The 12,445-nt window shown below is 51.9% G+C and carries 12 protein-coding genes; 1 reads left to right on the forward strand and 11 read right to left on the reverse strand.

Translation table 11 applies throughout. The annotated features are described in order from the left end of the window. Positions 1–2 precede the first annotated feature (2 nt). The 6 genes from FHT67_RS17545 to liaF all read right to left on the reverse strand — a co-directional run bounded on the left by FHT67_RS17545 (position 3) and on the right by liaF (position 5,932). A complete protein-coding gene (locus FHT67_RS17545) occupies positions 3–695 on the reverse strand; it encodes a response regulator transcription factor (RefSeq protein WP_132307786.1) in 693 nt (230 codons plus the stop codon). An 82-nt stretch (positions 696–777) separates the two neighbouring features. Next, positions 778–2,409, reverse strand: a complete 1,632-nt coding sequence (locus FHT67_RS17550; protein ID WP_167200302.1) for a S1C family serine protease — start codon at positions 2,407–2,409, stop codon at positions 778–780. Between the two features lie 220 nt (positions 2,410–2,629). After that, on the reverse strand, positions 2,630–3,043 hold the full coding sequence (locus FHT67_RS17555) for a YugN-like family protein (RefSeq protein WP_132307790.1): 414 nt from the start codon (positions 3,041–3,043) through the stop codon (positions 2,630–2,632). 74 nt (positions 3,044–3,117) lie between these two features. Continuing rightward, positions 3,118–3,783: a response regulator gene (locus tag FHT67_RS17560; protein ID WP_167200305.1), complete on the reverse strand. Its 666-nt coding sequence runs from the start codon at positions 3,781–3,783 to the stop codon at positions 3,118–3,120. Then, positions 3,770–4,816: a sensor histidine kinase gene (locus FHT67_RS17565; RefSeq protein WP_132307794.1), complete on the reverse strand. Its 1,047-nt coding sequence runs from the start codon at positions 4,814–4,816 to the stop codon at positions 3,770–3,772. Before FHT67_RS17565 ends, FHT67_RS17560 begins: the two co-directional genes overlap by 14 nt. Positions 4,817–4,822: 6 nt before the next feature. Further along, the gene (gene liaF / locus FHT67_RS17570) at positions 4,823–5,932 is read right to left on the reverse strand and encodes a cell wall-active antibiotics response protein LiaF (RefSeq protein ID WP_243867278.1); all 1,110 of its coding nucleotides are present in this window, start codon (positions 5,930–5,932) and stop codon (positions 4,823–4,825) included. 315 nt (positions 5,933–6,247) lie between these two features. Here liaF and FHT67_RS17575 point away from each other — a divergent pair, with 315 nt between their 5' ends. Beyond that, positions 6,248–7,540 (forward strand): ammonium transporter, encoded by a 1,293-nt coding sequence (locus tag FHT67_RS17575; RefSeq protein WP_132307796.1) that lies wholly within the window; start codon positions 6,248–6,250, stop codon positions 7,538–7,540. A 62-nt stretch (positions 7,541–7,602) separates the two neighbouring features. Here FHT67_RS17575 and FHT67_RS17580 read toward each other — a convergent pair whose 3' ends face one another. From FHT67_RS17580 to FHT67_RS17595, 5 genes are all read right to left on the reverse strand, one after another. Continuing rightward, on the reverse strand, positions 7,603–7,980 hold the full coding sequence (locus tag FHT67_RS17580; RefSeq protein WP_132307798.1) for a hypothetical protein: 378 nt from the start codon (positions 7,978–7,980) through the stop codon (positions 7,603–7,605). 211 nt (positions 7,981–8,191) lie between these two features. Further along, positions 8,192–8,320 (reverse strand): hypothetical protein, encoded by a 129-nt coding sequence (locus tag FHT67_RS30375; RefSeq protein ID WP_279513579.1) that lies wholly within the window; start codon positions 8,318–8,320, stop codon positions 8,192–8,194. 75 nt (positions 8,321–8,395) lie between these two features. Further along, positions 8,396–8,986 (reverse strand): 3D domain-containing protein, encoded by a 591-nt coding sequence (locus tag FHT67_RS17585; RefSeq protein WP_132307800.1) that lies wholly within the window; start codon positions 8,984–8,986, stop codon positions 8,396–8,398. A gap of 60 nt (positions 8,987–9,046) precedes the next feature. Next, positions 9,047–10,984 (reverse strand): threonine--tRNA ligase, encoded by a 1,938-nt coding sequence (thrS, locus tag FHT67_RS17590; protein WP_167200308.1) that lies wholly within the window; start codon positions 10,982–10,984, stop codon positions 9,047–9,049. A gap of 373 nt (positions 10,985–11,357) precedes the next feature. Next, positions 11,358–12,239 carry a putative sporulation protein YtxC gene (locus FHT67_RS17595; RefSeq protein ID WP_167200312.1) on the reverse strand — a complete coding sequence of 294 codons (882 nt, stop codon included), beginning with the start codon at positions 12,237–12,239 and terminating at the stop codon, positions 11,358–11,360. Between the last annotated feature and the right edge of the window lie 206 nt (positions 12,240–12,445).

Here is a 12,445-nt window from a genome sequence, read left to right on the forward strand (position 1 = left end):
AATCAACCCTCTCCCCGCAGTACATAGCCGGTTCCGCGCACGGTCTGGATAATCCGCTTGGTCCCGCCTTCCTCCAGCTTCTGGCGGAGCATCGCGATGTACACTTCGAGTACATTGGACTCGCCGCTGAAATCATAGCCCCAGATCTTCTCCATAATGGCATCTCTCGTCAATACGCGGCGCGGATTCTGCATAAATAAGAGCAGCAAATCGTATTCCTTTGCGGTCAGCTCGATTCTTCTGCCGGAGCGGATAGCTTCGCGGGAATCCAGATCCAATGCCAGATCCTCAAACACAATTTTGTTGCTGCTGGACTCGTCAATCTTGTCCGATTTGCGGCGCAGCAAAGCACGCACTCTGGCCAGAAGCTCCTCCAGCGCAAATGGCTTGATCAAATAATCGTCCGCGCCCGCATCCAATCCCTTGACCCGGTCCGAAATATCGTCTTTCGCCGTCAGCATAAGAATAGGCACGGCGCTTCCGCCCTCCCGCACGCGGCGGCATACTTCCCAGCCGTCTACCTGCGGCATCATGACATCGAGTATAAGCATGTCCGGATCCGCTGTTAAAAGAAGCTTCAAGCCTTCCATCCCGTTGCTTGCCGTCGTTACCTCATAACCCTCAAATGCAAGGCTTCTTCTGAGCAACGAAGTGATTTTCTCGTCGTCGTCTACGACCATGATGTGTTGTCTCATTCTCTATTCTCCCCTTGTATCACTTATCATCTTTGTCTAGAAAAGAAGCGCAGAGACTTTCCTCTGCGCTTGCTTTACCTTCTTACTCGGCATTAAATTTGTTTTTGTCGCCAATCTCGACTTGCAGATCCATCTTCTCGCCTCTGCGGATAATGTTCAGTACGGCTTTATCGCCAACCTTGCGTTTTTTGATTTCGTCAATAAGCGCCTGCGTGCCGTCAAACGATTTGCCGTCAATACCTACGATAACGTCGAATTGCTTCAGATCGGCAATGTAGGCCGGAGAGTTGTAATAAACGTTGCTGACAATCGAGCCTTGCGCTTTATCCATGCCAAGCTGCTTCGCAATGGCATCCGTTACGTCGCCAAGCTCTGCGCCGATGAACGGAACCGGCTCTTTCGGTACTTCCTTGTTGTTTTTGAGCGTATCCAGAACTTCCTGGATAGTGCTTGTCGGAATCGCAAAGCCAATGCCTTGCGCCTGCGAGCTGACCGCGGTGTTGATACCGACAACCTCGCCATTCACATTCAGAAGAGGACCGCCGGAGTTGCCAGGGTTAATGGAAGCATCGGTTTGAAGCAAGTGTTTGTATTCGCGCGTACCGTCCGTATCCTGAATATCGATTGGGCGCTCCTTCGCGCTCAGCACGCCTACGGTTACGGTATGGTCGAATCCGTACGGGTTGCCGATCGCAACAACCCAGTCGCCGATGTTGATCTTATCCGAGCTGCCAAGCGGCAGTGTAGGGAATGCTTTTTCGCCCGTAACCTTCAGTACGGCAAGGTCCAGATCAAAGCTGGAGCCCAGAAGTTCAGCCGTGAACGGCTTGTCGTAGCCTTGTACCGTCACTTCGATTTTATCGGAATCCGCAACAACGTGCTGGTTCGTTAGAATGTAACCGTCGGATTCAAAGAAGAAGCCTGTACCGATTCCCGCCGCCTGCAGGTTGTTATCGTCATTCTTGTTATTGTCCTGCGGCTGATTCGCATCCGGCGCATCCTCGCCAAAGAACTGACGGAAGAACGGATCGTCCAAAATGCTGCCGCCGCCGCTGCTGCGTGTTTGCGGCTTCACATATGTCTCGATTTTCACTACCGCAGGGCTCGCTTTCTCAAACAGCGAAGCAATGTTATCCGGTCTTGCCGCCGCTACGGACGCGCCGCCGTTGCCGCTTGTCGTACCGGATGCCGTTGAGCCCGAGCCCGCGTTAGCCGTGCTGTCCTGCTTCGAGGAAAATACCGAGTTGCTCGTAAACCAGTTATTCGTATCCGAAGCGTACATCAGGCCGCCCATCAAGCCGCCTACCACCACAACGCCGGCGAGGAAAGAAACGAACATTCCTTTAATCGGGCTCTTCTTGCGAGGCTCACGGTTCTGCCAATTGCTTTTGCCGGATTGCTGGTTATAAGTAAAGGGTCTCATCGGCACCGGAGGCGTTACCTCTACCTTAGGCTGTTCCAGCTCAGGCTCGTTGTCGCCGGATGACGCCTCGTAATAATCCTGAGGATTAGACCGGGAAGGAACGCTCGCTCCGTTATCGTCTTGCGCGGATGATTTGAAAGGCCCGTATGAATAATAGTAGGACGTTTTACCCGGAGCTTCCGATCCTTCAGCCGTTGATGCCGTGTTGTCTTCTTCGCGCGGATTGTTGTCATCATCACCATTAGCACGATTCTGAAAGAAATCGTCGTATTTTTTGTTCTGATCGTCCATTTCCGTTCTCCTCCTTGATCTATTCCGTTAAAGCAGCCGAATCTTTCATTCATCGGCGCTTAATTCCTGTATTCCTATCATGCACATTCTACCTTAAAACAAACTTAAAATGAATTAAAACGAACATAAAAAAAACGTCTGCCGACGTTATTTCTATGCACTTTTCGTTTGACTCTACCAAACTCCCCATTTCTCAATAGAGAGTTTGGCGTGCGATATTCTATTGGGGGAACAATCTTTCGACCTCTTTTAGAACTTCCTTCGCCTTGCCTACCCACTTCTGGTCGACATGGGCATCCGGATCGGATGGCGCCTGGAACTGGTCGAATAATGCTCCTACTACGCGGGCGCTTGCCTCCGGATCATTGCCCTCCTGGTATTCATGCCTGAGCACATAGGGCTGCGCAAACGTAATGACGGCATTCGTATCCGCGTTTACGTCCACCACGCTGCCGTTCGTTACTTGAAACGGCAGTCGAAGCCACACCTTATTCTCTTCATCCAACGCCCGGTCGAAGGAACCGTTTGTATAGTCCCAGTTGCCCCCAAGCGAGAATTGCTGCTGCTCCAGCCAGTCTCTGGAGTCGGTAAATGCTTGCTGACGGGCTTCCAGCGATGAGGATAGTGGAATCATGACAGTTCAGCTCTCCTTTGGCATCTCTTGCTTATATAACCGCTAAAGGATAATATGCCCCGCCAATAAGCCCTTTATGTGTTTTTTACCCAGCCTTTGCGATGAGCGAGCACCGCCAGCTGCGTTCTGTCCTCCAGTTCGCACTTCATAAGCAGATTGCTGACATGGGTTTTGACGGTTTTGACGCTGATATGAAGCTCTTCGCCAATCTCTTTGTTGGAGCGTCCTTCCGCAATTAGCAGAAGCACTTCCTTCTCCCGCTCCGTCAATTCCTCGTCGCCCGACTGGGCCGTACGCTGGCGCAGGCCTCTCGTCAGCGCTTGCGATACATCCGCCGTCATCACCGGCATGCCCTTGACCGCCCCATGCAGCGCATAGATCAGTTCCTCCGCCGATACGGTCTTAAGAACATAGCTGACTGCTCCCGCTTCAATGGCCCCGTACACCTTGTCGTCCTCCAGGAAGCTTGTAAGCATGATAATCTTCAGATTCGGATAATTGGCAATCAGCTGCCTGGTCGTCTCAATGCCGTCCATGCCCGGCATCATCAAGTCCATCAGGATAACATCCGGAATGCCGGAAGGCAAACCCGCCTCCAGCATCGAAATCGCGGCCTGACCGCTACCCGCTTCCGCTACGACCTCAAATTTGGGCTCCAGCATTAAATACGTGCGCAAGCCTGTTCTCACCATGTCATGGTCATCCACAATCATAACTTTTAACGTATTAGTCCCGGTCATCGTTTTCATTCCTCCGCCACATTTTCGGTATCGTAACCTTTACTCGCGTGCCGCTGCCCGGCTTGCTTATAATCTCCGCCAGACCGCCCAGCTGCTGGGCCCGTTCCTGCATCGTCGACAACCCGTATGAACCTCGTCTTACTTGATCCGCCCGGAAGCCCGCTCCATCGTCCTGCAGACTAAGCACAACCTGCCGCTCATTCTCCGTCAGACTTAGCGAGCAGCTCTGCGCACCGGAATGCTTAACGACATTCGCCATCGCCTCTTGAACGATCAGGAACAGCTGATGCTCCTTGGCTTCCGTAAGCGGCTCAGTCAACCGCCAGTCGAATACCCCCTGCAGACCGTTCTGCCGGCAGTAATCCGGAAACCATTTATCAAGCGCCTCCAAAAGCGTGCGCCCTTCCAGCTCCATCGGCCGCAGCTGCGCGATAAAGATCCGCATCTGCTTCTGAGCGAGCGTTGACATCTGAATAAGCTGATCCAAGACGGAAGCTGCCCGTTCCCGGTCGATTTCCTGGAGCTTCGGCAGCGAAGAAGCGCACATGTGCATGGCAAAAAGCTGCTGGCTGACCGTGTCGTGCAAATCCCGGGCCAGCCGTTTGCGTTCCTCCTGAACGGCAGCTTCATTAGACGCCGCTTGCGACATCACCTGCTCTTCCCCGGTCATCTGGAGACGCTTCATTCTCTCCTCCATCAGCTCGGCAAGATCGTTAAATTCGCGGTACAGCTCCGAAAAAGAGGAGTCGCCGGATTCCGTAATCCGGACCTGGAAATTCCCGTTTACCGCTTGCTTAAGCGCAAGCTGAAGCGTATCGATCCGCCTCTGAATATGCTGGCCCGTCCAGTACCCGAAGCCCGCGCTGACAAGCAGAAAGACGGACGCTGCGCCATAGCGCACTTCCGTCTGAACATTGTCTCCGTCTGCCAATCCTACCCACACGGCGATTCCAAGCAGCAGCGCGGTTACGGAAGAAGCCACAAACATCGTGAGCAGCTGCCATTTGCCGCCGCGGAACAATCGAACGATCATAACCGTCTATCCCACCTTCGTCACACGAACATCGCCGACGAACGTGCTAACGACGAGTTTGATTTTTTTATCCGTCTCCTCATAGTAAGGGGAATGGATATGGATGCTCTTGAACATTCCGCCTTCCTTCTGGCCCAAAATCTTCACGTCGCCCACAAAAGCGCTCGAGACGACCTGTACGCCTACCTCGTAATCGTTCGGCACATAGACTTTGACGTCGCCTATAAAGGAAGAGATGCAAATCTTCGTCTCCCCGAACGGGATTTGCGCTTTCGTTAAATCCACAATGGTATCGCCTATAAAATGCGAGATATTAAGCGGCTTCAGCTCCCAATAATCCTGGCCGATATGAATATCTCCGATAAACCCCGATCTGGATTGCGCATGCGGATCGTGATTCCAATATTCAAATGAGCCGTGCTTCGCCCGCTGGCGATGCTCGCGTATATGCTCTCTTACCTGATGCTTATGCTCCCGGATATGACGCTTTTGCTCGTGAAGCTGCCGGCGCCACTGCTGTTTCATGTCATGATGTCTCATGCGATGGAGCGGTTCTTCGCGGTAGTTCCCGGCCGGCTCGCCGCGTTCGTTCCTTTCGGCAAAGGCAGACGCGTCTCCTTCGCTGCCGGATTTATTCCCTCCGTCCATGCCGTCCGGCTTCGTAGGGTCCGGATGAAGCGGAGGCGCCGACGGCACTTCGCCTTTGTAATCGGTATAAGCATTGTACGACTTCCACTCGTCATCGTATTGCGGCGGTTCTGGGTGACGGTGCCTCGGACGACGCAAGAAGTTAATGCCTATCAGGATGATGATGACCGGCCATGCATAGGAAATGATATCGCTGAACGACCAGGCGAACCACTCCAGGTTATGACCGAGGAACAAAAAGCCGAGTATAATCATCATCCCTGCCCACCAGCCCGAGCCGTGACCCTGACGGCCCGCAAGCAGTCCGTGCAATCCGATCCAGAGCAGCACGACCGGCCAATAATTGGAGACAATCTCGCCAATACTAATGTCGTAATCAATCATGCCCAGTTGCTTCAATAAGAAGAATACGCCAACGGAAATGATGACAAGACCCGATAACAGCCGGTTTAGAAAGCTACCGTTCAATTTAGTCAACTCCCTGCCTGTACTTCAGAATGTCTTATTGCTACTTAGTATAGCTAATGAAAGAAGCGATATAAAGGGACGGCCGATTGAACTTGGCATCGGTCTCGAGACGGAGTCCAAAACAGATTGTAAGATCAGCTGCCAGCCCTTCGCTTCCAATCTATGAAATTCTGTAAAAAAAAGTTAGGCTGCGTTATAAAACATCACGCTAATACGTTGACATTTCTTACTTCGGCTATTTATAATGGTGAGCGGATTCATAGAGACAGAGAAACCTTACATCAATAACGACTATGAACAACGGGAGTTGAATCAATGGATGTAGCAGAACTGTCGAGAGGGCTGGATACCATATGGGTTGTCTTGACAGCAGCAATGATTTTGCTGATGGAAGGCGGATTTGCCCTGCTTGAGGCCGGCTTTGTCCGGCAGAAGAATGCGGTTAGCATTATTATGAAGGTATTTGTTGACATTGTATTTGGTGCACTTGTCTTTTACTTCTTCGGTTTTGCCATCATGTATGGCAAAGACATCGGCGGCTTGTTCGGCTCATCCGGTTTCATGCTTAACGGAGACTTGTCTCATATTAGTCTGAATATTTCCCACGAAACCTACTGGCTGTTCCAATGCGCCTTTGTAATTGCCGTTATTTCCATCGTATCCGGAGCTGTTGCGGAACGGATCCACTTCCGTGCTTATATTCTGCTCACCATTGCCATGACCGGTCTGATCTACCCGTTGTCCGGGCATTGGGTATGGGCGGTGAACGGCTGGTTAGGCAAGCTTGGCATGATCGATTTTGCCGGATCGGCGGCAATCCACGCTCTTGGCGGATTCGCGGCACTTGCCGCAACCTTGTTTATCGGTCCGCGGATCGGCAAATTTTCGCCTGACGGCAAAGTAAACATCGTATCCCCCTCCAACCTGCCGCTCGCTTCGGTTGGCGCTTTTATTCTCTGGTTCGGTTGGTTTGGCTTTAATGCCGGCAGTACGCTTAGCGCAACGAACGCGGCAATCGGCCACATCGCCGTAACGACCATGCTGTCCGCGGCATCGGGCGGCGCCATCTGCATTCTCTTTACGATGTTCCGTTACCGCAAAGCGGATCCGCCGATGGTTATTAACGGCTCTCTCGCCGGCCTGGTCGGGATTACGGCGGGTTGCGCCTTTGTCTCCGACGGCGCGGCCATCTGGATCGGCTCTATCTGCGGGATTGCGATGGTTCTGGTGACGGAATACATGGAGCGCAAACAAATCGACGATCCGGTCGGAGCCTTCGCCGTGCATGGCATTAGCGGCAGCATCGGTACCCTGGCCGTCGGATTATGCGCGATTCCGGAGCTTACCGAAGGCGTCGGAAAAGGCTATTACGGTCTGCTATACGGCGGCGGCTGGAACCTGCTTGGCGCCCAAGCCCTTGGACTTGTCGTTATCGCGATTTGGGGGTTTGGCCTTACGTGGGCCGTATTATGGCTGATCCGCAAAGCGATGCCGGTTCGCGTCTCCAAAGACGAAGAGCTGGTGGGCCTTGATGTCGGAATCCATGGCGTCCCTGCCTACAGCCAGGAGAACGACTTTATCGACGTTGACCACATCACAAGAAAATAAGGTTATTAGAAAAATAACGGCGTTCCTCCGAAGGGGAACGCCGTTTATTTATAGGATAAGTATTATCGATATAGTTCATTAACCAAATCTCCGGAGACCGTTACGATATCTGTAGGCGACGAGACCTGAATAGATCTTGCATGCTCGATCTCTAGCCGAAGCGCGCGAACCTGCTCCATCGGTTTTTTAACGAAATGAATGTACTCAACGGCCAAATGATGATCCGGCTTCCGGCCTGACAATAACCGGCGCAACGTGGACATGGATTGGTAAGCACGTTCTTCCTTCAGACGCCGCTTCTCGTAACGTTCAACCATTTGCTCGATTTCTGCGATTTCCTGCTCCTTCTTCGCTACGTACGCATCAATAAAGGGCAGCACCTCAGCCGCTTTGCGATGATGGGTCGAAGAATGATTCGTATGGATAATTGGATCGGTCATGTCAACTCACCTGTCTTCATTGCGTGATTATTTGTTACATACCTAATCATACAACAAAGATTCGTTCTTGAAAACTCAATTTATGTAACATTAGAAAATTTGACAAAAACAATATTTTCAAGTCAAGCTGCTTGATCGCCGTCCTTGCGGAGCGCATTCAAGAAAAAAAGAGGAACCAGGGACGGTCCCTCTTGTTGATTGTTTTAAGTCATTATTTTTGTGCTTTTTGAGTGGCTTGGTTAGCTGTTTTACCAGCTGTAGCATTTTGGTTATTGAACTCTTCAGCGAATTCAGCATTGAACTTATTGTTTTGAGCTTTGTTGTTTTTGTTCTTAGCCATGGTAGTCATTCACCTCCCCGTTCAACCTTAGTATGGCTGCGGGAAGGCTTATTATGCAGGTGCGAAAGCGGGGGATCATGACTCCAGATAGGTCTGCGGAATCGGTTTTCCCGCCTCTACCGCGCGGTTAATTTGGTTCAGCCAGGACTGGGAAAGCTTGCCGTTGCCTTTGCGAAGCACCTGGACATCGACCGTTCTTTTCCCCCACTGCTTATATACATCTTTTATCGTCTCAAAGTATAAGTCGAGCCTGTGGCCTTTGATGGCCGAGCCGGTATCCGCCACTACGCCGTAGCCATAGCCCGGAATATAGAGCAGCGTACCGATCGGGAACAGCTTTGTATCCGCCGCAACGGTCGACACTTGCCCCCTTCTGACTTTTACTCCGGAATAAGTGATTCCGTATTGCGGATGCCCCGGACGTTTTCCGGTCGATTCGTAACCAGCCGTATAACCGGTAGCTACGACTTGAACGGTTGACAGAGCCTGCTCTGCAATGGCTTCAACCGCTGCATTGCCGTCCTTGTTTTTCTTTGTTGCTTCATGAATTTCCTGCTTGGCCGCAGGTGCTGCAGCAAGGCTCGGAGCGGCAACTCCGCCTGTCAGCATGGCGGCTATCGCCAGGCCTGAAATTGTTTTTGTACAAGTAAAAAAGCTTGTGACCATTTGGGCAGCTTCCTCCTCAGAAGAATATTTCCCAAACGGTCCAAGCTTTATGCATGAAACTTAGATTGTTTTTGTTGCGATTTCGTTTTGCAGCATCTCAATCAGCTCCGCTACAGGCTTGGCGCCGATGTCGCCTTCGCCGCGCTTGCGTACCGAGACGGAGCCCGATTGCGCTTCGTTGTCGCCTACGACAAGCATATACGGCAGCTTCTCCAGCTGCGCTTCGCGGATCTTGTAACCCAGCTTCTCGTTGCGCAGATCGCTCTCTACGCGGATACCGGCCAGCTGCAGCTTCTCTTCCACTTCGCGCGCGTAAGCTTCGTAAGCCGTGGATACCGGAATAACCTTCGCTTGAACCGGCGACAGCCAGAGCGGCAATGCGCCCGCAAAATTCTCGAGCAGGAAGGCAGTCATCCGTTCCATTGTACTGATGATACCGCGGTGGATAACGACCGGACGATGCTTCTTGCCGTCCTCGCCGATATATTCAAGCTCGAAGCGGTCAGGCAGCAGGAAATCGAGCTGAGCCGTCGACAAAGTCTCTTCCTTGCCAAGCGCCGTCTTGATCTGAACGTCAAGCTTGGGACCGTAGAACGCCGCTTCGCCTTCCGCTTCGAAGAATGGCAGGCCAAGCTCTTCGACTACCTCGCGCAGCATACGCTGCGACATTTCCCACATCTCGTCGTTCTGGAAGTACTTCTCCGTATCCTGCGGATCACGGTACGACAAGCGGAAACGGTATTCCTTGATGCCGAAGTCCTCATAAACTTTGCGGATCAGGTTAACCACGCGCGCGAATTCTTCCTTAATCTGATCCGGACGGCAGAAAATATGCGCGTCATTCAGCGTCATCGCGCGTACGCGGTGCAGACCCGTCAAAGCGCCGGACATCTCATAGCGGTGCATGGTACCCATTTCGGCAATGCGAACCGGCAAATCGCGGTAGCTTCTCATATCGCTCTTGTAGACCATCATGTGATGCGGGCAGTTCATCGGACGAAGAACAAGCTCTTCGTTATCAAGCGCCATGAGCGGGAACATATCCTCGCTGTAATGCTCCCAGTGTCCGGAGATTTTGTAAAGCTCGACGTTAGCGAGAACCGGCGTATAAACATGCTCGTAGCCAAGACGCTCCTCGAGGTCAACGATATAGCGCTCCAGCGTACGGCGAACCTTTGCGCCGTTCGGCAGCCACAGCGGCAAGCCTTGACCCACCTCGCGGGAGAACGTGAACATTTTCAACTCTTTGCCAAGCTTCCGGTGGTCACGCTTCTTCGCTTCCTCCAGGAAGTGCAGATGCTCGTCCAGCTCGGCTTTCTTCGCGAAAGCCGTTCCGTAAATGCGCTGCAGCATCTTGTTCTTCGAGTCGCCGCGCCAGTAAGCGCCGGCTACGCTAAGAAGCTTAAATGCTTTGATACGGCCTGTGGAGGGCAGATGCGGTCCGCGGCAAAGGTCAAAGAATTCGCCTTGGTCATACATCGTAATAACCGAATCCTCAGGCAGATCGCGGATCAGCTCAAGCTTCAGGTTATCGTCAAGCTCGGTGAAAATCGCAAGCGCTTCTTCTCGGCTGACAACGCGGCGGCGAATGTCAAGATTTTCGTTAACGATGCGCTGCATTTCCTTTTCGATCTTGGTCAGATCTTCCGGAGTCAGAGACTGGTCCATATCGATATCGTAATAGAAGCCATCCTCGATTACCGGACCGATGCCAAGCTTCACGTTTGCGTTGCCATACAGGCGTTTGATGGCTTGTGCCATCAGATGAGCCGTACTGTGACGGTACACTTCAAGGCCGTCGGCCGATTCAACGGTAACGATCTCGATCGCCGCATCGGACTCGATCGGCGAATATACGTCAACGACCTTGCCGTTGATTTTACCTGCGATTGCATTCTTGCGAAGACCCGGGCTGATCGAGCCGGCTACTTCTTCGATTGTTGTTCCAGCCGCGTACTCTCGTACCGCGCCGTCTGGAAAAGTAACTTGGATAGACATGGATTTCCCTCCTGAGAAAGTTGGCATAGCAGGCGGGATGAACGCAAAAAAAGCACGCATCCCGCAAAGGGACGAGTGCTTGATTACCCGTGGTTCCACCCTACTTCGATTGCTCTCTTTCCTCTGAATCAGAGAAATGAGGCAGTCCTTGTATTGATCTGATAACGGAGACATCCGGTGCAGCTTAGTAGTGGTTATTCGTTATGATCCACGTTCAACGGCACAGCTACAAAGGGGTATATTTGCTGATGTCTTGAAGGAAATTGCAGCCGAGTTTCCTCTCTCTGGACCGACATTGCGTAGCAAATACATGGCTTTGTCATGGCTTTTTGCATAGTTATGAGCAAATTATAACCGCTTTGTCCCCCATTGGTCAATAGATGCGGCTATCCGGCTGAATGGTTCCATTTCCTTCAAAGCATGGGCTGCAAGCCGGACATTGGGTGCAGACCGATACGCGGTTGTCGAAAATCGTCTCGATCGTCCGGATCACCTGCATATCCTCCTGCCTCGTATGGATCATAATATGCTTGGGAGAGACGGCAATTAACGAGCTGATGACCATATCTTCAATATTCATCTCGGTCTCCAGCATCTCGGCCACTAACTTGTCCGAGTGGGGCTTCGGTTCAAAAGGCTGAAATTTTTCATTGTAGAGGACAAATTCATGGCTTCCTTTATGCACCAGATGGACAATCGGCACTTTGGATTCCTGCAAGCCCACAAAATATTTCAGCAGCGAAATAAACTCCTGGTACTGTTTATCCAGCACGTACTCATCCAAAGCGTAATCTACAATTTCCGCCAGCTCCGTCCGGTAAGCAAGCAACCGAAACGAGGTTAATCCGTCCAAATGCAAAACGGAGTTTTCTTGCAGGTAGCGGTCAATCTCATCGGCTACCTTCGTTTTGCGTCTCTGCCGGTCCGCATCCAAAAATCTCGTCCCGAGACCGTCCCATTCCGTTCCGTGCAGCAGCTCGTGGCAATATTTTTCGATGACAGGCGCATCGATGGCATGGTTGTTCCTGTATTTTCTCCGAATGATGGCTGCCAGTATGAGCGGTTCCATATCGGTTACGATGAATTCGGCAAGCGCTTTGGATGCCGCTTGATACACCGATTGGCTATGGTCAGCCAGTTGAAAATACGGCAGGATCGCTTGGCAGCTTATTTCCTTATCGGAAAGCAGCGTGTACTGTATAGCTTCTTCTTCGATGTTTGCGATATGTAGATCAGTGGTCGTGTATTCCGCCATTAACTCGCCGCTAATTGGGCAGCGGATTGCTCCATGTTCGAAGGCAGCGTTACGGTAAACAGCTCCATGAGCTCACCCCTTTCATTCCCCTTATAAGTATATGGCTGGGGGGTTGGGTATATACGAATGGAGTGGTGGGAGATGATGGGCAGTGGCGGCGGTGAGTGCTGGTTTGTTTTTCGAGCTGGCTAGGTTGGGATGTTGCT

Origin of the sequence: Paenibacillus sp. BK720 (assembly GCF_011761545.1) — a bacterium.
In the GTDB taxonomy this organism is placed as follows: Bacteria; Bacillota; Bacilli; order Paenibacillales; family Paenibacillaceae; genus Pristimantibacillus.

Coding starts and splice junctions, on each gene's coding strand:
- FHT67_RS17545 (WP_132307786.1), bottom strand. CDS start 695: ATGAGACAACACATCATGGTCGTAGACGACGACGAGAAAATCACTTCG.
- FHT67_RS17580 (WP_132307798.1), bottom strand. CDS start 7,980: ATGACCGATCCAATTATCCATACGAATCATTCTTCGACCCATCATCGC.
- FHT67_RS17575 (WP_132307796.1), top strand. CDS start 6,248: ATGGATGTAGCAGAACTGTCGAGAGGGCTGGATACCATATGGGTTGTC.
- FHT67_RS30375 (WP_279513579.1), bottom strand. CDS start 8,320: ATGGCTAAGAACAAAAACAACAAAGCTCAAAACAATAAGTTCAATGCT.
- FHT67_RS17550 (WP_167200302.1), bottom strand. CDS start 2,409: ATGGACGATCAGAACAAAAAATACGACGATTTCTTTCAGAATCGTGCT.
- FHT67_RS17565 (WP_132307794.1), bottom strand. CDS start 4,816: ATGATCGTTCGATTGTTCCGCGGCGGCAAATGGCAGCTGCTCACGATG.
- thrS (WP_167200308.1), bottom strand. CDS start 10,984: ATGTCTATCCAAGTTACTTTTCCAGACGGCGCGGTACGAGAGTACGCG.
- FHT67_RS17585 (WP_132307800.1), bottom strand. CDS start 8,986: ATGGTCACAAGCTTTTTTACTTGTACAAAAACAATTTCAGGCCTGGCG.
- FHT67_RS17595 (WP_167200312.1), bottom strand. CDS start 12,239: ATGGCGGAATACACGACCACTGATCTACATATCGCAAACATCGAAGAA.
- FHT67_RS17560 (WP_167200305.1), bottom strand. CDS start 3,783: ATGACCGGGACTAATACGTTAAAAGTTATGATTGTGGATGACCATGAC.
- FHT67_RS17555 (WP_132307790.1), bottom strand. CDS start 3,043: ATGATTCCACTATCCTCATCGCTGGAAGCCCGTCAGCAAGCATTTACC.